The sequence below is a fragment of the Streptomyces ferrugineus genome (assembly GCF_015160855.1).
Taxonomy (GTDB): Bacteria; Actinomycetota; Actinomycetes; order Streptomycetales; family Streptomycetaceae; genus Streptomyces; species Streptomyces ferrugineus.
In genome coordinates this window covers 26,197-44,637 of the sequence record NZ_CP063373.1, presented here as the reverse complement: position 1 = coordinate 44,637, position 18,441 = coordinate 26,197, and the positions used below count along the sequence as shown (strand labels likewise).

18 protein-coding genes are annotated in these 18,441 nt (G+C 72.5%); 6 read left to right on the top strand and 12 right to left on the bottom strand.

Going from position 1 to position 18,441, the window contains the following annotated elements; genetic code table 11:
• Positions 1-57: 57 nt before the first annotated feature.
• Both IM697_RS00185 and IM697_RS00180 read left to right on the top strand, forming a co-directional pair.
• Positions 58-573 (top strand): SigE family RNA polymerase sigma factor, encoded by a 516-nt coding sequence (locus tag IM697_RS00185; RefSeq protein ID WP_194043511.1) that lies wholly within the window; start codon positions 58-60, stop codon positions 571-573.
• Positions 563-1,252, top strand: coding sequence for a hypothetical protein (locus tag IM697_RS00180; RefSeq protein ID WP_194043510.1), 690 nt, complete (start codon positions 563-565; stop codon positions 1,250-1,252). The genes IM697_RS00185 and IM697_RS00180 overlap by 11 nt, the downstream gene beginning before the upstream one ends.
• Here IM697_RS00180 and IM697_RS00175 read toward each other — a convergent pair.
• The 8 genes from IM697_RS00175 to IM697_RS00140 all read right to left on the bottom strand — a co-directional run bounded on the left by IM697_RS00175 (position 1,249) and on the right by IM697_RS00140 (position 7,468).
• Positions 1,249-2,220, bottom strand: a complete 972-nt coding sequence (locus IM697_RS00175) for an LLM class F420-dependent oxidoreductase (RefSeq protein WP_194043505.1) — start codon at positions 2,218-2,220, stop codon at positions 1,249-1,251. The two genes, IM697_RS00180 and IM697_RS00175, sit on opposite strands and share 4 nt — an antisense overlap.
• A gap of 226 nt (positions 2,221-2,446) precedes the next feature.
• The gene (locus IM697_RS00170; RefSeq protein ID WP_194043503.1) at positions 2,447-3,505 is read right to left on the bottom strand and encodes a Ppx/GppA family phosphatase; all 1,059 of its coding nucleotides are present in this window, start codon (positions 3,503-3,505) and stop codon (positions 2,447-2,449) included.
• 35 nt (positions 3,506-3,540) lie between these two features.
• Positions 3,541-4,548 (bottom strand): iron-containing redox enzyme family protein, encoded by a 1,008-nt coding sequence (locus tag IM697_RS00165; RefSeq protein ID WP_194049521.1) that lies wholly within the window; start codon positions 4,546-4,548, stop codon positions 3,541-3,543.
• Positions 4,545-4,766, bottom strand: coding sequence for a CDGSH iron-sulfur domain-containing protein (locus IM697_RS00160; RefSeq protein WP_228044442.1), 222 nt, complete (start codon positions 4,764-4,766; stop codon positions 4,545-4,547). The genes IM697_RS00165 and IM697_RS00160 overlap by 4 nt, the downstream gene beginning before the upstream one ends.
• Positions 4,750-5,427 carry a HemK2/MTQ2 family protein methyltransferase gene (locus tag IM697_RS00155; protein WP_194043499.1) on the bottom strand — a complete coding sequence of 226 codons (678 nt, stop codon included), beginning with the start codon at positions 5,425-5,427 and terminating at the stop codon, positions 4,750-4,752. Before IM697_RS00155 ends, IM697_RS00160 begins: the two co-directional genes overlap by 17 nt.
• 11 nt (positions 5,428-5,438) lie before the next feature.
• Positions 5,439-5,618, bottom strand: a complete 180-nt coding sequence (locus IM697_RS00150) for a hypothetical protein (RefSeq protein ID WP_194043497.1) — start codon at positions 5,616-5,618, stop codon at positions 5,439-5,441.
• 100 nt (positions 5,619-5,718) lie between these two features.
• Positions 5,719-6,744 carry a glycoside hydrolase family 5 protein gene (locus IM697_RS00145; protein WP_194043495.1) on the bottom strand — a complete coding sequence of 342 codons (1,026 nt, stop codon included), beginning with the start codon at positions 6,742-6,744 and terminating at the stop codon, positions 5,719-5,721.
• A 136-nt stretch (positions 6,745-6,880) separates the two neighbouring features.
• Positions 6,881-7,468: a TetR/AcrR family transcriptional regulator gene (locus IM697_RS00140; protein ID WP_194043493.1), complete on the bottom strand. Its 588-nt coding sequence runs from the start codon at positions 7,466-7,468 to the stop codon at positions 6,881-6,883.
• A 163-nt stretch (positions 7,469-7,631) separates the two neighbouring features.
• Between IM697_RS00140 and IM697_RS00135 the strand changes: the two genes are divergently transcribed.
• The 4 genes from IM697_RS00135 (at position 7,632) to IM697_RS00120 (ending at position 11,634) form a co-directional block, all read left to right on the top strand.
• Entirely contained in the window at positions 7,632-8,654 is a 1,023-nt protein-coding gene (locus tag IM697_RS00135) for an aldo/keto reductase (protein ID WP_194043491.1), read from the top strand.
• A gap of 23 nt (positions 8,655-8,677) precedes the next feature.
• Positions 8,678-9,568 carry an LLM class flavin-dependent oxidoreductase gene (locus IM697_RS00130; RefSeq protein ID WP_228044441.1) on the top strand — a complete coding sequence of 297 codons (891 nt, stop codon included), beginning with the start codon at positions 8,678-8,680 and terminating at the stop codon, positions 9,566-9,568.
• Positions 9,569-9,654: 86 nt separating this feature from the next.
• Complete coding sequence (locus tag IM697_RS00125; RefSeq protein ID WP_194043489.1) at positions 9,655-11,232, top strand: alpha/beta hydrolase; 1,578 nt, start codon at positions 9,655-9,657, stop codon at positions 11,230-11,232.
• Between the two features lie 93 nt (positions 11,233-11,325).
• Positions 11,326-11,634 (top strand): hypothetical protein, encoded by a 309-nt coding sequence (locus tag IM697_RS00120; protein ID WP_194043487.1) that lies wholly within the window; start codon positions 11,326-11,328, stop codon positions 11,632-11,634.
• Positions 11,635-11,697: 63 nt separating this feature from the next.
• Here IM697_RS00120 and IM697_RS00115 read toward each other — a convergent pair whose 3' ends face one another.
• Genes IM697_RS00115 through IM697_RS00100 form a run of 4 tightly spaced genes read right to left on the bottom strand, consistent with a single transcriptional unit; the run spans position 11,698 to position 18,267 of the window.
• Positions 11,698-13,980, bottom strand: coding sequence for a transglutaminase TgpA family protein (locus IM697_RS00115; protein WP_194043485.1), 2,283 nt, complete (start codon positions 13,978-13,980; stop codon positions 11,698-11,700).
• Complete coding sequence (locus IM697_RS00110) at positions 13,977-15,137, bottom strand: DUF58 domain-containing protein (protein WP_194043483.1); 1,161 nt, start codon at positions 15,135-15,137, stop codon at positions 13,977-13,979. The genes IM697_RS00115 and IM697_RS00110 overlap by 4 nt, the downstream gene beginning before the upstream one ends.
• Positions 15,137-16,075, bottom strand: coding sequence for an AAA family ATPase (locus tag IM697_RS00105; protein ID WP_228044440.1), 939 nt, complete (start codon positions 16,073-16,075; stop codon positions 15,137-15,139). Before IM697_RS00105 ends, IM697_RS00110 begins: the two co-directional genes overlap by 1 nt.
• On the bottom strand, positions 16,072-18,267 hold the full coding sequence (locus IM697_RS00100) for a hypothetical protein (protein WP_194043479.1): 2,196 nt from the start codon (positions 18,265-18,267) through the stop codon (positions 16,072-16,074). Before IM697_RS00100 ends, IM697_RS00105 begins: the two co-directional genes overlap by 4 nt.
• Positions 18,268-18,441 lie beyond the last annotated feature (174 nt).

Here is an 18,441-nt window from a genome sequence, read left to right as displayed (position 1 = left end):
GCACGCGAAGGGCATCGATTCCGGTGGAGACCGACGGCGGAGACTGACGGTGGAGGCATGACCGAGGACGAGTTCGACGCTTTCTACGCGGCCGCGTTCCCCCGGCTGACCGGTCAGCTCTACGCCTTCACCGGGGACCACGGCGAGGCCCAGGACGTCGTACAGGAGGCGTTCGTACGGGCCTGGGACCGGCGGGCGCGGTTCCTGGCGGACAGCGCTCCCGAGGCGTGGGTCCGCACGGTGGCCATGCGGCTGGCGGTGAGCCGCTGGCGGCGCGCCAAGCGCTGGCTGGAGCTGGTGCGGCGCTCTCCGCCGCCCGACTCCACACCGGGGCCGGGACCCGAGCACACCGCGCTCGTGGCGGCCCTGCGGGAACTGCCCGAGGCACAGCGGATGGCGATCGTCCTGCACCATTTGTGCGACCTGAGTGTGCAACAGGTAGCCTCCGAGACCGGTGCGCCCGTGGGAACCGTCAAGGCGAGGCTGTCCCGGGGGCGCGCGGAGCTGGCGAAGCGGCTTGCGGGGGACGAGGCCGATGTGCCGGTCCGGAAGGAGAGCGGCCGTGTCCGATGAACTCTCTGCCGCGCTGCGCGAGTTGGCCGCCGCCGAGGCGACCCCGCCGGTCGTCGATGGCGCCGGGATCCGGGCGCGGGCGACGCGCCGCGGGCGCCGGCGCCGTGTCGCGATCTCCCTCGGCGCGGGCACCGCGGCCCTCGTCGTCCTGGGCCTCGCCGTGAACCTGAACCCCGGCGGGAGCCCGGACCATCCGCCCGGGAGCCGGGTCCCGCCCGCGACGCACGCCGGTTCCACCCCGCCGGCCACGGCCACCCCGACGCCCGTCTCCGGCGTGCTCGACCTGCGCGGGCGGACTCTCGCGCTCGGCGGCCGGGAGCTGCCGGTCGTGTCGGACTTCGCCGCGCCGCTGGAGTCCACGGGCCCGCTGACGGTGGTCGCGAAGCAGAACCCGAGAGAGCTGACCTTCGCGGTGCCGTCCAAGGGCTCCGCCGCGGTGAGCGTCCCGTATGTGGTCGAGCTGCGCGACGAGGCGGACCGGCCGCACTACGTCGGACTGTTCGTCTCCCGGCTCAAGGCCCTGAGCGACTACGACGTCCGCGGCGGCCTGATCGCCTTCGGCACCGAGAAGGACGCCCAGTGGTTCTACGACCGGGTCCGCATCGGCGACACCTTCTCGGTGACGACCGCCGCCCGGGCACCCGACGTCACGCCGTCCGTGCCCCGTGACACCCGCTAGCTGCCGTGCCGGCCGTCGCGCAGCCGCGGCAGGACCTTCGTGCGGTAGAAGTCGAAGAAGCCCTGCTGGTCCTTGCCGATCTGGCTGACGTACACCGTGTCGAAGCCGGCGTCGACGAACGCGCCCAGCGCCTTGAGGTGTGCGTCCGGGTCGTCGCCGCACGGTACGGCGGACGCCACCTGGTCCTCGGTGACCAGCTCGGAGGCCTGCTCGAAGTGGCGTGGCGTGGGGAGGATCTGGCCGAGTTCACCGGGGAGTCGCTCGTTCGCCCACAGGCGGTGCGCGGTGCGTACCGCCTGTGCGCGGTCCGCGCCCCAGCACACCTTCACGCCGCCGTACACCGGCTTGGTGCCGCCTCCGGCGCGGCGGAAGCGCTCGATCAGGGCGGTGTCGGGCATCGTCGTGATCAGCCCGTCGCCGATGCGCGCCGCGGTCTCGACGGCCTGTGGGCCGAAGGCGGAGACGTCGATGGGGACCGGCTCGTCGGGCAGGGTGTAGAGGCGGGCGTTCTCGACGGTGAAGTGCTTGCCGTAGTGGCTGGTCTGCTCGCCGGTGAACAGCTGCCGGATGATCTGCAGCGACTCCTCCAGCATCTCCAGCCGTACCGACGCCTCGGGCCAGTGGTCGCCCAGGACGTGCTCGTTGAGGGCCTCGCCGGTGCCGACGCCCAGCCGGAACCGGCCGCCGAGCTGGGCCGCGCCGGTCGCGGCCGCCTGGGCGGTCACCGCGGGGTGCATCCGCATGAAGGGGCAGGTCACCGCCGTTTCCACGGGCAGTGAGACGGCCTGGGACAGGGCTCCGATCACCGTCCATACGAAGGGACTCTGGCCCTGCTCGTCGTTCCACGGGTGGTAGTGGTCCGAGATCCACAGCGAGTCGAAGCCGGCCTGCTCGGCCATCCGGGCCTGGTCGACCAGTTCTGCCGGGGTGTGTTCCTCGCACGACAGGAAGTATCCGAAGTCGGGCATCGTGCCTCTTCCGGGGGGAGCGTGTGATGGCGGTACCGGTGCCACCGATACGCGCTCGCGAGTACCCGTTGGCCCGAGGGGCGTAACAACGGCGGGCGGGTGTTCCGGGCGCGGGGGAGGGTACTGGGAGGCGGACTCTGCGGGGGGCGTGCACGGGAGCCGACCGGGATGCCGTCCAGATCCGGTCGTACGGTGTTCGTGTCGTGTCGTGTCGTCTCGGATCGCTTCAGCGCGGCGACGGTGGCGTGGCCACGCGCAGTGCCCGGGAGCCGACCGGTACGCCGTCCAGGCCCGGTCGTGCGGGGTCGTGTCCGTCCCGGCTCGGTCGTGCGGGGGCGTGCCGGTCCAGGTCGGCCCACCAGTCGGCGCCGTCCTCCAGGTGGCGCAGCAGGATGCCCTCGCGCAGGGCCCAGGGGCAGATCATCAGGGTTTTCACGTCGCTCAGTTTCATCGCGGCGTGGCCGACGATGGCCCCCGCCAGGCTCTGTCCCGCCCGGGGTGTGGAGATGCCGGGCAGGTCGGAGCGCTCGGCGGCGGACAGTGCGGCCAGCCGGTCGATCGCACGGCGCAGGTCCCGGCGGCGCAGTGTCCGCTCGACGAAGGGGCCGCGGCGGCCCGGAGCGGCGCCGCACAGCCGTGCGAGCTGCTGGAAGGTCCGGGAGGTCGCGACGGCCGTCTGCGGATGCTCCCAGCGGATCCGGGCGGAGACGTCCCGCAACTGGTGGCGCACCCTGCGGCGCAGGGCGGTCACGTCGGACGGCGGGGGCGGGTCCGCCGCGCCGAAGAACTCGCGGGTGAGGCGGTTGGCGCCGAGTGGCAGTGAGGCCGCGAACTCCGGTGTCCTGCCCCGGCCGAACGCCACTTCGAGGGAGCCGCCGCCGATGTCGAAGAGGGCCAGCGGGCCCGAGCGCCAGCCCATCCAGCGCCGGGCGCCCAGGAACGTCAGCCGGGCCTCCGCCTCACCCGGCAGCACCCGCAGCCGCAGCCCGGTCCGGCTGTGCACGGCCGCCAGCACGTCCTCCCGGTCGGGTGCGTCGCGCACCACCGAGGTCGCGAACGCCAAGGGCTCGGGCGCGTCCCACTGCCGTGCCATGTCGCAGGCCGAGCGCAACGCCTTGACCAAGCGCTCCGTGGCCTCTTCCCCGAGGCGGCCGTCGCTGCCGACGTGTTCGGACAGACGCAGTTTCCACTTCGCGGTGTGCACCGGGAGCGGCACCCCGTCCCCCACGTCGCACACGACCAGCCGCACCGTGTTGGAGCCGGTGTCCAGCACGCTCGTTCTCATGGACCCGAAGTACCCCGACCGGTAGAAGTAATGCGTCAGGAACGGGATGTGAGCGCCGGGACGCGCAGCGCACTCCCGCCGCCGCGCCAGGCATCGAGCAGCTCCGCCGCCAGGCGGTCCTCGAGGTGGGTGGTCGCGCGGATGCCGAACACCACGTCGCCCTCCAGCTGCGGTTCGTCCGCCAGCAGCCCGCCGACGACATCGTGCCGTACGACCTGCTCGTGCACCGCGTCCGCCGTCACGTGCTCGTCGTAGAACCGCACGGCCGCCGGGCCCGCCCCCACCCGCCGCAGCGCCTCGGCGAGGCGGCGCGAGGCCGGGGACGAGGTCACCTCGACGGCGGCGAAGTGCCCGACGAGCGCCGCGCGCAGTGCCCGGCGCAGACCGAGCAGGGACATCAGATTGACGGTGGCCAGCGCCTCGGCCGGGGCGGCGTCGACGTAGTGCCCGTACGCCGTGTCCAGCCCGAGGTCCGCCATGAGGTCGGCGAACAGCTGCGCGTGGATGTCCTCGGTGCGGCCCGCCCCGAACTCGTCGAACTCCACGGCGACCATGGCCGCCTTGGCCCGCCCGCGCAGCCGGGGCAGCACCCAGGCGTGCGGGTCGGCCTCCTTGAGGTGGTACAGCGAGCGCAGCGCCGCGTATTCACGCAGCCGCCGCAGGTTTCCTTCGTCCCGCAGGAAGTGCGAGACGCTGCCGGCGCCGTGCACCGGCTCGGCCTGCAGCTCGTCGAGCGCCTGCCGTGCCGTGTCGGTGGCGTCGACCGGCACGTCCCGGCGCAGCGCGCCCAGGAAGCGGTCCTCGATCGTGCGCCGGTACGCCAGCAGGCCGCTGTCCCACTCGAGGTCGTCGGGCACGCCCGCGAAGCCCTGATAGTGCAGCTCGTACAGGACATAGAGGGCGAGGTGCAGGTCGTCGCCGTACGGTGAGCAGTTCGCCGGCGAGGGAACGCTTCCAGAGTCCGACCCCCGCAGCAGCGCGGTCACGGCGGCGGAGAGGGCGCCGCGCGGCTCGGGCAGCGGCGGTGGTCCGGGGTGGTTCATCCGGGCCGGCCCGTGCCGGATCGCCTGCCGCAGCGGCGATGGCTGGTGTCGCACCAGGGAAACGTACGGCTGCGGCGGCAGGTGCAGATGGCCACCGTGAACCGCCGGGAGGCCGTCACCTCGCCGTTCTCGCCCACCACTTCGACGGGCCCTTCGATGAGGAGGGGTCCGTCGCGCTGGACGCGGACACGGCGCGGGCGTTCAGCAGAACTCACCACGGAACACCACCAGCTCCTCCGTCGTGGTGCCGGCCGGCAGCCTCTGCTCGCGCAGCCAGGCGAGCCGTGAGCGCAGGACATGGCCGAAGGGCAGCCGGGTGCGGTCGACGACCTCCGCGTGCAGACCGGCGTGCTCCAGGCGGGCCAGCGTGGCGCCGATGCCGCACAGGTGCGAGTGCACGATCAGCAGCGTCCCCGACGGCCGCAGGAACGTGGGCGCGGTGTCACAGATCCGGTCGATCAGCAGCCGCCCGTCGGTCCCGGCGTCCCACGCCCTGGCGCGGCCGCGGGGCGGCACGGGGCCGGGGGCGGGCACATAGGGCGGGTTGGCCAGCACCAGGTCGAAGCGGCGGCGGGGCACGGCGGCCGCCAGGTCACCGTGGCGCACCCGCAGCGTCCGGCCGTTCAGCAGGGCGTTCAGCCAGGCGGCGGCGAGCGCCCGCCAGGAGATGTCGACCGCGGTGACCCGCGCGCCGAGGCGGGCCGCCTGCACGGCGAGGATCCCGCTTCCGGTGCCCAGGTCCAGTACGTCCGCCCCGGCCGTGACACCCTCGCGGCGCAGTGCCCGGCCCAGCAGCCGGGTGTCGGTCTGCGGGGGATAGACCCCCCGTGGGACCCAGCAGCGGAGCCGGACGGAGGCGCTGAGGGCTTCGGTCGCCACGGCGGTGTTCCTCAGTCCTCGCCCCGCACGATGTTCCACTCGGCGCTGGTATGGGCCGAGGGCGGGGATTTTCTGTCGTCCTCAACGGCTGCGACGCAGGTGCGGATCGTCTTGCGGCGCAGCTGACGGGCCTTGGTCCAGCCGGTATCCGGCACCTTCAGGGTTTCTCGTTGGGCGGTGCGCGCGGTCACGGCGTTTCAGCTTCTCTCTCATCCAGCTCTCGATGACGTGGCACCCCGGGTTCCCCGTGAGCCGGGCCGGAAACGGCGTTGGCCGCTCCCGGCTACCGCCCTACTGCCGCCAGGCCCAGTGCAGGCGGTCCAGTCCGCTCTGGTTGTTCACCTTCAGGGTGAGGTCGGTGCCCGTGCCCTGGAGGGTGGTGAGGGAGTAGGTGTCGCCGTCGCGCAGGCCGGGCCAGTAGACCGAGCCCAGGCCCAGTTCGCGGATGGTGTCGGTGGCGGCCTGGATGTAGGCGATCTCGTGGGAGCCGTCGACCGGGCCGTTGTAGTTCAGGCCGGAGGTCATGGTGGCGCCGAACTCGTCCAGGACGGTGCGCGAGGCACAGCCGCCGATGCGCTCCTTGAAGTCCTGCTTCCACTGGTCGTAGCTGGTCCAGTCGGTGTGCCAGAAGCCGTAGTTGTGCAGTGCCAGCCGGGTGCCGTCGAGCCGGCGGTCGGCGCACACGGGCTTGACGTCCTCGCTGTACTTGATCCCGCCGATGAGGATCCGGTCGCGGGGCACGAAGCGGTGGCCGGTCACCCACCGCGCGGCGATGTCGCGCCACTCCTGGGAGGTGTAGCCGAACGGCTCGTTCATCGGCTCGAAGTACACCTTGGAGTCGCGCGCGTAGGCGGAGGTGATCCGTGCCCACATCCGGTTCCAGTCGGCCCGGTCGTCGATCCTGCCGTCCTTGGCGTCGTCGGCCTCCCAGTAGCCCAGGATGACCTTGAACCCCTGGTCGGTGGCGGCGTCGATCGCGCCCCGGTACGCCTTCCAGAAGGGGCCGTTGACGGAGGACGGGTTGACCGGCAGCCGGACCGTGTTGGCGCCCAGCTCGGCGAACCCGCCGATGATCGCCTCGGACTTGGCGTAGGTGGTGGCGTAGCCGTCGGAGGTGGACAGCCCCGAGGGCACGACCTCGTCGTCGGCGAAGTTGTCACGCGGGTCGGCCCAGTTGACCCCGCGGAAGTCGCTGACGGGCGGCACCGGGGTGTGGCCGTACGCGGACGCGGGGGTGGCGAGCGTGCCCCCGAATGCCGTGACGCAGGCCAGCAACGCACCGAGGCAGGCTGTCCGGCGTTGGTTCTCTCGTGGCACGACATCCCCTTCCGAGCAGGCGTGTTCGCGAAATCTCGAACATGGGCCGACAGGTCGTCGGTTGGCTCCCGCAAGCTAGAAGACGATCCGAACAGAGGTCAACACACCTGCACACGAAGTTTCATCGGCTCGGCTGTCAGTGCCCCCGGCGCAGGCCCGCGACGAGGAGTTCCACCAGTCGGCGTGCGTCGTAGCGGGGGTCGCTGTCCGCGCCGACGCAGAGGTTCCCGACGCCGCGCATCAGCTCGTAGGCCTCGATGCCGGGGCGGATCTCGCCGGCGGCGGTGGCCGCTTCGAGCAGTTGGGCGCACACGGGCACGAGGCGGTCGAGGAAGTAGGCGTGCAGGGCGTCGAAGCCGGCGCTGTCGGACCGCAGCACGGCGGCCAGTCCGTGCTTGGTGACCAGGAAGTCGACGAAGAGGTCGATCCACTGCCGTAGCGCGGCGTACGGGGTCGCGCTCGTCGTCAGCAGGGCCGGCCCGGCCTCGGCGCAGGCGTCGACCTGGTGCCGGTAGACGGCGATGATGAGATCCGCGCGCGTCGGGAAGTGCCGGTAGATCGTGCCCAGTCCGACGCCGGCCTCGGCCGCGATGTCGCGCACCGGCGCGTCCACGCCCTTCGCGACGAACACCGCTGCGGCCGCGTCGAGCAAGGTCTGCTGGTTGCGCCGGGCGTCCTTGCGCTTGGGCGCGGCCGTGCACCCAGCGCCCTCGTCGTCCTTCACCGAGCCACTCCCTGTGCCCTCACGCTGTGCCCTCACGTGTGCCGTCACACCTGCGCCCGCACGCTGCGCTCTCACGGTACGCCATCGCGCTTGCCAAAACGGAACAGCGTTCCGTATCGTCAATCCGGAACAGTGTTCCGCTTGATTGTGGGGAGATACGGTCATGCAGTACCGCACCCTGGGCCGCACCGGTGTACAGGTCAGCGCCCTCGCGCTCGGCGCGATGAACTTCGGCCGGATCGGGCGCACCACCCAGGAGGAGGCCACCGCCCTCGTCGACGCCGCTCTCGAGGGCGGGATCAACCTCATCGACACCGCCGACATGTACGGCGCCGGAGAGTCGGAGGAGATGGTCGGCAAGGCCATCGCCGGCCGCCGCGATGACATCGTGCTGGCCACGAAGGCGTCCATGCCGATGGGCGAGGAGCGCAACCACCGGGGCGGCTCGCGCCGCTGGCTGGTCACCGCCCTGGACGACAGCCTGCGCCGCCTCGGCGTCGACCACGTCGACCTGTACCAGATCCACCGATGGGACCCGAGCACCGACGACGAGGAGACCCTGTCGGCGCTCACCGATCTGCAACGCGCGGGAAAGATCCGCTACTTCGGCTCCTCGACCTTCCCCGCACACCGCATCGTGCAGGCCCAGTGGGCGGCCCGCGAGCGTCATCTGAGCCGCTACGTCACCGAACAGCCCAGCTACTCGATCCTGCAGCGCGGGATCGAGACCCACGTCCTGCCCGTGACCGAGCAGTACGGGCTCGGGGTGCTGGTGTGGAGCCCGCTGGCCTCGGGCTGGCTGTCCGGCGCGGTCCGCGCGGGCCGGGCCGTCACCACCAGCCGCTCCACCTTCATGCCGGACCGCTTCGACCTCACCCTCCCCGCCAACCGGACCAGGCTCGACGCCGTCGAGCAACTGGCCGGGGTCGCCGACGAGGCCGGCCTGACCCTGATCCAGCTCGCCCTCGGTTTCGTGACCGCGCACCCCGCCGTGACCAGCGCCCTCATCGGCCCCCGCACACCGGACCACCTCCGGGCGCAGCTCGCGGCCGCGGACACGGTGCTCTCCGCCGACGTACTCGACGCCATCGACGCGATCGTCGCCCCCGGCACCGACCTCGCACCCCACGAGAAGCACGACACCCCGCCGTCACTGCTCGACCCGTCGCTGCGCCGCCGCCGCTGACGCCCGAGGGAGACGAGGACTCCATGCCGGACCCACTCCACCCCGCCTTCGGCATCATGACCGCGCCGATGCAGGTCGGCTACGACGACGTCCTGCGCGTCTGGCGCGAGGCGGACGCGATCCCCGAGATCGAGCACGCGTGGCTGTTCGACCACCTGATGCCGATCGCCGGCGACCCGCTCGGACCCACCTACGAGGGCTGGACGCTGCTCACGGCGCTGGCCGCCCACACCCGCCGGCTCCGCCTCGGCGTCCTGGTGACCAGCAACCGGTTCCGGCCGCCCGCGCTGCTGGCCAAGATCGCCGCGACCGTCGACATCGTGTCCGGCGGATGGCTCGACTTCGGCATCGGCGTCGGCTCCCGCCCCGGCCACCCGCTGGCCCGGCGCGAGTACGAGGCCCACGGCCTGCCCTTCCACGACACCGAGCACGCCGTGGGAAGCCTCGCCGAAGCCTGCACACTGATCCGGCGGCTGTGGACGGAGCAGAAACCGTTCGACTTCCACGGCACCCACCACCACCTCACCGGGGGGTTCGGCAACCCCAAGCCCGTCCAGCGCCCCCACCCGCCGATCCTCGTCGGCGGACGCTCGGCGGCGACGCTGCGCGTGGCCGCCGAGCACGCCGGCCTGTGGAACATCCCCGGCGGCGACATCGACGACGCCGTCCGCCGCGGCGCCCTGCTGGACCGCTACTGCGCCGAGCTCGGCCGCGACCCCGCCGCGATCACCCGCTCGATCCACCTGCCGGTCTTCTACGACCGCCCCGCCGCCACCCGCACCGCCATCGGCGAGGCGCTCGACGCCGGCTTCCGCCACGTCGTCCTGGGACTGCCGGCGCCGTACCCCGTCGCCGTCGCCCGGTGGCTCACCGACGAGATCATCACCCCGTCGACGACCCGACTGCTGTCCTGATCGACCCTCATATCCCTTGATTCACAAGGGCGTTGAAACGATGCTGTGATCCGATCTGTGAACTTCTGATTCATGGAGGGACGCACGTGTCATCCAACTCCCCACTGCTTCCGCGCGTGAAGGCGCGCGGGAAGCTGGCCGTCGGCGCCCTGGTCACCACCCTGTTGGGACAGTTACTCGCGGGGACGGCCGCCGTGGCCGCCCCCGAGCGAATATCCTGGGAACCCTGTGAATCCCCCTCCGGCCAGGGCGGATTCGAGTGCGCCACCGTCGAGGTGCCCGTCGACTGGAGACGGCCGCACAGTGCCACCATCGACCTGGCCCTCGCCCGTCACCGGGCCACCGACCCCGAGCGACGGATCGGCTCGCTGCTGATCAACCCGGGCGGTCCGGGCGGCTCCGGCGTGAACTTCGCGTTCACCGCCCCCGACTCCTTCTCGCCCGAACTGCTGGCGCGGTTCGACATCGTGGGCTTCGATCCGCGCGGCGTCGCCCGCAGCAACCCGCTGAAGTGCGACGCGGACCGGATCGAGGCCCAGGGAGCGCTGCTCTTCCCGGACAGCCCGGCCTCCTTCGCCGCCCTGCGCGAGGCCAACCGCGCGCTTGGCGAGAGCTGCCGCGACCTCACCGGCCCGCTGGCCGACCACATGGACACCGGCAGCGTCGTCCGCGACATGGACGCCATCCGCGCCGGCCTCGGCGAGAAGCGGATCAGCTACTACGGCGTCTCCTACGGCACCGCGATCGGCCAGCAGTACGCTGAGCGCTACCCGCACCGCGTCCGCGCGATGACCCTCGACTCCAACATGGACCACAGCCTGGGCAACTGGGCCTTCCAGAAGACCGAGACCGACGCGGTGGAGTCGTCGTACGGCCAGTTCGCCGACTGGTGCGCCCGTACGGCGTCCTGCGCGATCCACGACGGTGACGCCCGCGCCCTCTTCGACTCGCTGTACCAGCGCGCGGAGGCCGGTGACCTGGTCCTGCCGGGCGACCCGCCCCAGACGGTCACCCCCCAGGACCTCCAGGCCTTCGCCCTGCGCCACATGTACGACCCGGCCTCCTGGTTCGACTTCGCGCAGACCCTCGCCGACCTCGACGCCACGGCCCCCGCGGCGACCCGGTCCTTCGACAGATACGGCGAGCCGACGCCATACCCGTTCCTCTCAGTGATGTGCCAGGACTACGACCTCGACGTCCCCTCGTACGCCACCCTCGCCCGCCACGAACGCGAACTCGCCCGCCGCGCCCCCGTCACCCGCTTCAGCACACTCGGCTGGACGGTCCAGACCGGCTGCCAGAACTGGCCGGCCGAGGTGACCAACCCGCAGCGCGGGCTCGACGTCGACGGCACCCCGCCGATCCTGCTGACCAACAGCCGCTTCGACCCGGCCACCCCGCACGCCTGGGCCTCCAACGCGGCCCGCCAGATCGGCCGCGAGGCCGTGTTCCTCACCTACGACGGTGTCGGCCACGGCGACTACTGGCTCAGCCCCTGCGCCCGCGACGCCATCGACACCTACCTCACCACCCTCAAGACCCCCCGCGAGAACACCCACTGCCCCGCGGTCTGGCCCACCGACCCCGCCACCCAACGCCAGTCCCCGAACGGCGACCTCGTCAATCCGCTGCCGGATCTGGTGGGCACGGGGACGTACCGATGAAGTCGGCTGGCAGTGCGGCCAGTTACTGGTGAGTCAACAGGGCTCTGTAAGATCCACTGCGACCAACGCAAGCCCTATCTGGGGGAAACACTCATGACCAAGCGCTTCTCCGCCCTGGCCGTCTCCGCGGCCATCGTCGGTGGCCTCTTCGTCACGTCGATGCCTGCTCAGGCCGCCACCTCGGCCGACCAGGGCGCGGTCTCGGTCAGGGCCGCCATCACGTGCAACAAGAACAAGATGCGCCAGCAGATCGCCGACCTCAAGGCCAAGGCCGCGAAGCTGAAGCGGCTGGGCGAGACCGCGGCGGCCAGCAAGGCCCTCAACGACGCGGCCGCCATTCAGAAGAGGCTCGACGCCTGCATCAAGGCCGATGAGAACGCGAGCAAGCCGTTCCCCGGCTGAGTTCACGATTCGGTGTGTGGCGCCGCTCGCCCGGTTCACGGGCGGGCGGCGCCACGCGCTTGATCAGGTGCTTCGGGCAGGGCGACGGCCCGGGGCCGCGGCGCGTAGGAGGCGGACCAGGCGGGTGCGGTGCGGTACCCGGAGGTGGACGGTCCTTTCGATCGCCTCGCAGGCCTCCCACGCGGCGTCGGCGTTCGCGGCGTCGGGGCTGCGGTTGGCGTACTCGACCTCGTTGACCAGTGTGGCCAGGGTCGGCAGGCGTTGGCCCACGGTGCCGCCCACGTGCCGCTCGACGAAGGCGGCGATCTCCTGTGCCGTATGTGCTCCCGTGTCGGGGAGGCCGATCTCCGTGAGGCGTTCGGTGATCTGCTGCCAGGCGCCGAGGAGCCGGCGTCGTGTGTCCGGGTCGTTGCGGCGTCGGCTGCGCCTGTTGTACGGCAGCCAGAGGGCGTACAGGACGTAGGCCGTGGTGAGCAGAAGCAGCGCGAGCGGGGCGGTGAGCCACAGGGGCGGGCCGGAGCCGGGCGCGCCCTCGGTGGCCGGGGATGCCTGGTCCGATGTGTGCGCGGGTGTCGACGGGCGCGTCGGGGCGGTGCTGTCCCGGTCCGGCTTCTGGGCTGGTTCCTCGGGCTGCTGTGCCGACACCGCGGAGGAGCCGCCCTGCCCGGCCTCACCGGGTGTCGGATGGAACGGCACCCAGCCGACACCGCTGAACTTCACCTCCGGCCAGGCCAGTACGTCCCGTCCGCGCACCTGCCAGGTGCCGGCGCCGGTCCGCGTGCCCGGGCGGAACCCCACGGCCACCCGGGTGGGCAGACCCAGGGTGCGGGCCAGTACCGCGAACGAGGCGGCGAACTGCTCGGACGTGCCGCCCGCGCCGCCCGCCAGGAAGAACTCCAGGCTCCGGTAGGTGTGGCCGGGCAGCGCCCCGGGGTCGAGGCGGTAGGTCGTGCGCAGCCAGTCGGCCAGTCGTACGGCCCGCTCGTACGGATGGCTGCTGCCCCGGGTCACCCGCTCGGCGATCTTCCTGAAGGACCCTACGGAGGGGATGGGTTGCCCGGCCGCGTCGACGCGGGGGAGGGCCACCTGTGCCGGGTCGTCGGCAGCGGCTGCCGCTGCCTGTCGTAGTCGTTCCGCGTCGTCGTACTTGGGGAGGCGGGACGTCGCCGTGTAGGTGAAGCCGCGGGGGACGGGCTCGCCCGTGGAGAGCACTCCGCTGGCCGGGTCGACGGACAGGGAGGTGCCCTCGGGTGTACTCACGGACGTCGGCCGGTCGGCGGCCGGCAGCCAGATGCCGGGCAGTGACTGCACGGTGAAACGCTGTTCGAGTGTCTTGGCGTTGTCCGTTCCGGTCGGGGTGGCCGTCGTTTCCGGTGGGACCCGGCCGCCGGTGCGGGTCAGTCCGGTGGTGCTCGTCCACGTCGTGCCGTCGTATCTGTCGAGGACCGCCAGGCGGTAGTTGCCGGGGGCCGCGCCCGAGGTCCGTACCGTGAAGATCTTCTCCTCCCCGTTGCGCATCCAGGCCGCGACCTGGTCCAACGGGCTGGTGGACTGGGGGCGTTCGGCCGGTGGTGTGGCCGCTTGCGCGAGGCGGTAGGGGGTGCCGAGGCCGGGCAGGTGCGGACCCAGCAATGCCGCGACCAGGCCGATCGCGGTCACGGCCGGCAGGCGCAGGGCCAGGGCGCGTGGTGGAAGCCGGGCCGGTGAGCGTACGAGGATCAGCAGCGCGGCTGCGGCGGCCAGCGCGCCCGCGGCCGGGTACGAGGATCCGGGGCCGTCCGCGCCGAGCACCAGCGGGAAGCCGAAGGCGAGGACCGCGGGGAGGGCCGGGAGCAGCGCGGCACGGGTGCGCAGGGCGAGTTCGGCGGAGACCGCGGTGGCCGTCCAGACCACCGCGTGCGGCAGCACCAGCAGTTCGGGGTCGCCGGGGGCCGGCAGGATCGTGGACAGCAGGGTGTGCGGGGCATCGAGCAGCGCGGACCACGCGGCGCGCAGCGCGGCACCGCCGGGCAGGCCGTCGCTCACCTCGTGGAACAGCGTCGCGCTGACGACGACGGCCCACGCGGCCGCGGTCAGCAGCACGGACGGCCACAGGGGGAGGGTGGGGCGGACCTCCCGGGCGGCCGCGCGGCGGCGGAGCAGGCCCGACAGCGCCACCGACAGGGCGATCGGCGCGCACACGGCCACCGCCAGTACCGGAAGCAGCTCGGACGGCGGGAAGATCCGGGCGAATCCGTACCCGGCGGCGCCGCACAGCGCGGCCACGGGAAGCAGCGACCACAGCCGCCCGGCCCGGTCCGCCTCTCCCGCGGTGCCCGTCGGGGCGGCCGGGGCCGTAGTGCTCATCGGGCGGCCTCCCGGCGCCATCCGGCCAGCAGTTCGTCCAGGGAGGCGACGCGCAACTGCCGTACGTCGCCAACGGGGTCGACGCCGTCGCGCGTGGTCGCGGCTTCGGTGGCGCCGACGCGCACCATGGTCGCCCGGTCGAAACGGTGCCGAACCCGGTCGACGGCGCCGAGACCCCGGGTGTCGCCCGTGCCGGTCACGACGACCAGCGCCCCGCTGCCGTGGTGGCCCTCCAGGCCGTCGAAGGCGGCGGCCACGGACGGCAGCTCCGAGCGGCGCACCACGGCCAGCGCGTCCAGCAGGGCCTCGCCGTCGTGACCCGAGCCGTCGGTGTGCAGAAGGGCCCCCGCCTCGCTGGTCAGGTGCACAGGGAAGTGGGAGCGGGCGGCCGCGTACGCGATGGACGCCGCGCAGTCCACGGCCAGCTCGAAGTCGTCCTCCGAGGCGTAGGCACGCCGCCGGGTGTCGAGCACGAGCGTGGTGTGCGGGAGCGAGACGTCGACCATCTGGCGGACCATCAACGTGCCGGTGCGGGCCGTCGAACGCCAGTGGACCCGGCGCAGGTCGTCACCGAGGACGTACTCGCGCAGCGCGTGGAAGGTCAGCGTGCCGTCGTCGGCGCTGTCGGAGGCCGGGCCTTCGACGTGGTGCGCCCGCCCGGACGGCAGCACGGGCAGCGGGCGGATCCGGGGCCGTACGAGCAGCGTGTCCGCGGCGTCGTACGGCCGCATGCGGCGGGCGAGGCCGAGCGGATCGGTGCGCTCCAGCCGCAGCGGCCCCACCGGGACGCGGCCGCGGCGAGCGGTCGGCAGCGCGTACCGCACCTCGTAAGACGTGCCCGGGCGCAGCGGCGGCACCTCGACGGCGATGTCCCGCTCGCCGCACCGGTCGATGGCGCGCAGCCCCCGCCGGGTGCGCCCCCCGGTGTTGGTGAGGGTGACCACCCCCTCGGCGGGATCGCCCCGGCTCACCCGGCTCGGCGTGATCCGCCGCTCGGTGCCCAGCACGGGTGCGGGCAGCGCCCACAGCACGGCGACGGCGACGGCCAGCAGACAGGCCGTGCCGAGTGCCGCGGCCTCGCCGTACCCGAGCACGTAGCCGGTGGTGGTCAGCACGGCGCCCGCCACCAGCGTGCCCCACCCGGTGGCCGACAGCATCAGAGGCGTGCCCCGCTGTTCAGCTCGACCGTGGCCAGCACTTCCTCGATCACGTCCGTGCCGGTACGGCCGCTCAGCTCGGCCTCCGGGGTGAGGATCAGCCGGTGCGCCAGAACGGGCCCGGCCAGCGCCTTGACGTCCTCGGGGAACGCGTACGGCCGGGACTGCGAGGCCGCCCGCACCCGGACCGCGCGCAACAGGGCGACGGAGCCGCGCGGCGAGGCGCCGAGGCGTACGTCGGGGAGGGAGCGGGTCGCCGCCACCACCCGCACCAGGTAGTCGTACAGCGCGTCGGCCACCTGCACGTCGGCGGCGGCCTCGATGAGCTCCGCGACCTCCCGGGCGGTGGCGACGGGGGCCAGCGACTCGGGTGTGGTGCCGGCCCCTTTGACGACCGTGACCTCGGAGGCGTGGTCGGGGTAGCCGACGGTGATCCGCATGAGGAACCGGTCGAGCTGTGCCTCCGGCAACGGGTAAGTACCGCCCATGTCCACCGAGTTCTGGGTGGCGAGCACCATGAACGGGCGGGGCACCGGATGCGTGGTGCCGTCGGCGGTGACCCGGCGCTCCTCCATCACCTCCAGCAGCGCGGACTGGGTCTTGGGGGAGGCGCGGTTGATCTCGTCGCCGAGCACGATGTTGGCGAAGACCGGGCCGGGGAGGAACTCGAACACGCCGGTGTTCTGGCGGTAGACGGTGACGCCGGTGATGTCGGAGGGCAGCAGGTCCGGGGTGAACTGCACACGCGCGAAGTCGGCCTCGATGGAGGCGGCGAGGCAGCGGGCGAGGGTGGTCTTGCCGGTGCCGGGCACGTCCTCGATCAGGAGGTGGCCTTCGGAGAAGAGGCAGGTGAGGGCGAGTTCGATGGTGTCGCGCTTGCCCTTGACGACGTGTTCGATGTTGTCGGCGAGGGTGTGGAAGGTCTCGGCGAAGGTCATTCGCATTCCCAGATGTCGGGGTTGGAGCGGGAGTTCACGAAGATGTCAGAGGTGTACCCGGTGGTGTCCTTGCCGGTGGCGGGGTCGTGATAGGTGTGGAAGGCCCAGACATCAGTTTTCTCACCGTTGGACCACGGGATTTCAGTGCCCTTCACCTTGCAGTGGACGACGGTGACCACGTCATCCCGCCCGCCGGGCATCGTGCCCGCCCGGCCGCCCTCCGAGGTCAAGGGCGACGTGCGGATGATGACGGGGTCCTCGTTGGCGGTGTTATTCACGATGTACATCTGCTGAGAGGGAGGGGTCAGGTCGATCCACCCGGACGCCGCCGCGCCCGATCCGGCGGCGTTGCTCGCCATCACCGACACCCCGTGCTTGCTGCGGTTTTTCAGATTCCCGTACGTGTAACTGGGCTTGGTGGTATTCGCCGTCCCGCCGGGCCCATTGACCACGTACGTCATCGAGCCGTTCTCGCCTTGGGGCGGCTGCCATGTCACCGTGCCGCCGTGTCCGCCCTGGGCCGGAGTGAAGGTGACGTTCCGCGGTGCCCCCGGCGCAATGCACGGCCGCGCGAACGCCGACGGCACGGACTCCTTGTCCGGCCTGCCCCCGCCGTACTCCGCCACCACGGTGAAGCTGTACTGCTCCTCGCACGACCCGCCCCTCACCTCGAAGGCGAACGGGCCGTCGGGCCCCACCGCCTCCGGAGTGACCGTCTGGTCCCGTGCCGCCCCCTTGAGCACATAGCGCTGCGGGGTCGCGCCCAGCGCCTTGGCGAAGGTGATCCGGATGGCGCCCGACCGGGACTCCGCCTGCGGGGCTCCCGGGGCCCCGGGTTCGGGCACCGGCTGCGTCGGCCCGGGGCCGGACACCTCCGGGGACGGGCTGCCGGACGCACCGCCGGACGGGGTACCCGACACCGGAGCCGTCGCGCCCGGGCCATCCGTCCGAGGTGGAATCGGCGGCGCGGCGGGCGGGCCCGTCGGGACGCTGTTCTCCACCGGCTCGTCCCCGGGCTTGCGCGCGGACGGCGCGTCCGTCCCGTACTTCCCGATCCGCCGCACCTCGCCCTCGGCGTCGATGACCGCGGCCGCGGCGCCGTCCGGGTCGTTCACCCACAACAGGCCATCGCGGACGAAGAGTTCGAGCGACCCCGCCCCGTCGGTGACCCGTACCGGTTCGGTGAGCGCGGAGAGGGAGGTGTCGTACACCAGGAGGCTGCCGGTGGACTCGTCGGGGATGTAGACCCGCTTGCCCAGGAGCTGGGGTGCTCCCAGATCGTGGCCTTCCGTCGGCACGCGGGCACGCGTGGTCTGCCTGCTGCGGACGTCCACCACCACCAGGTCCCCGCTGTCGGCGGCGAGCACCGGCACCGCGGAGCCGTCGGTGCCCGTCGGCACCAGGACGTCGGCCGGGTCCGCCCCGGCGAAGGCGCCGCCCAGTTCGAAGGTGCCCTGCACGCCCCTCGCCGACAGCACCGTCATCGCGGCGGTGGTCCCGTCGGTCACCACGGGCCGGCCGCCGGCCAGGGTCAACGCCAGTTCGTGACCCGCTTCGGCCACCTTCACCGCCGCGCCCTTGCGGCCCTCGACGAACGGCACCACCGTGCCCTGGTCCGGCAGCGGCACCCACAGTGTGCCGTCCCCGTCCACCACGGCCGCCCCCGGCTTCCCGCCCACTCCCACGGGCGGGCTCTCGGCCGTCGTCATCGCCGGGTCGATCCGCTGGACGGTGCCCTTGGCGGGGTCGACGACGTACGCGTACGCGCCCCCGGAGACCAGTTGCAGCCCGGCCGCACCGTAGTCCGCCGACTGCTCGGCGGTCAGCTGCGCGGCGTCGATCCGTACGACCCGGCCGGTCCGCTCGTCCAGCACCAGCGTCGTGTCGCCGTCCTGCGCGACCGAGACCGGATGGCCCGCCATCCCGTCCGGCAGCACGGCTTTGCCCTCCACCTCACCGGTCAGCCCATGGGCGTGGACGACCTCGCCCTTCGCGCTGCTGGCCAGCCAGGCGCCGATGTCGGCGATCCTGGGCCGGGTGCCGGAGGCGCCGGCTCCGACGGCGAGCGAGCTGCCGATGAGCGTGCCGACCGCGCAGACGGCCAGGTAGCCGGTGACGCGGTTGCCGGTCGGCCGCAGCCTTGCCCGCGCGGCGGCGACGAGTGCCGCGCAACGCTGTTGAACCCCCGGCATCTTCGCCCCCATTGGTGGTCAGCCAATTCTGCTTGGTGGCAGGGTAATTGACGTCGCGCAAGCTCTCCCTGACAACGATGTGGAGGTACGGTCGCGATCCGGCCATACTGCGGCGGCTGGCTACAACGCCGAGCGCTGAAGCGCCTGTTGCCGGTGCCGCCACACTTCCTCCAG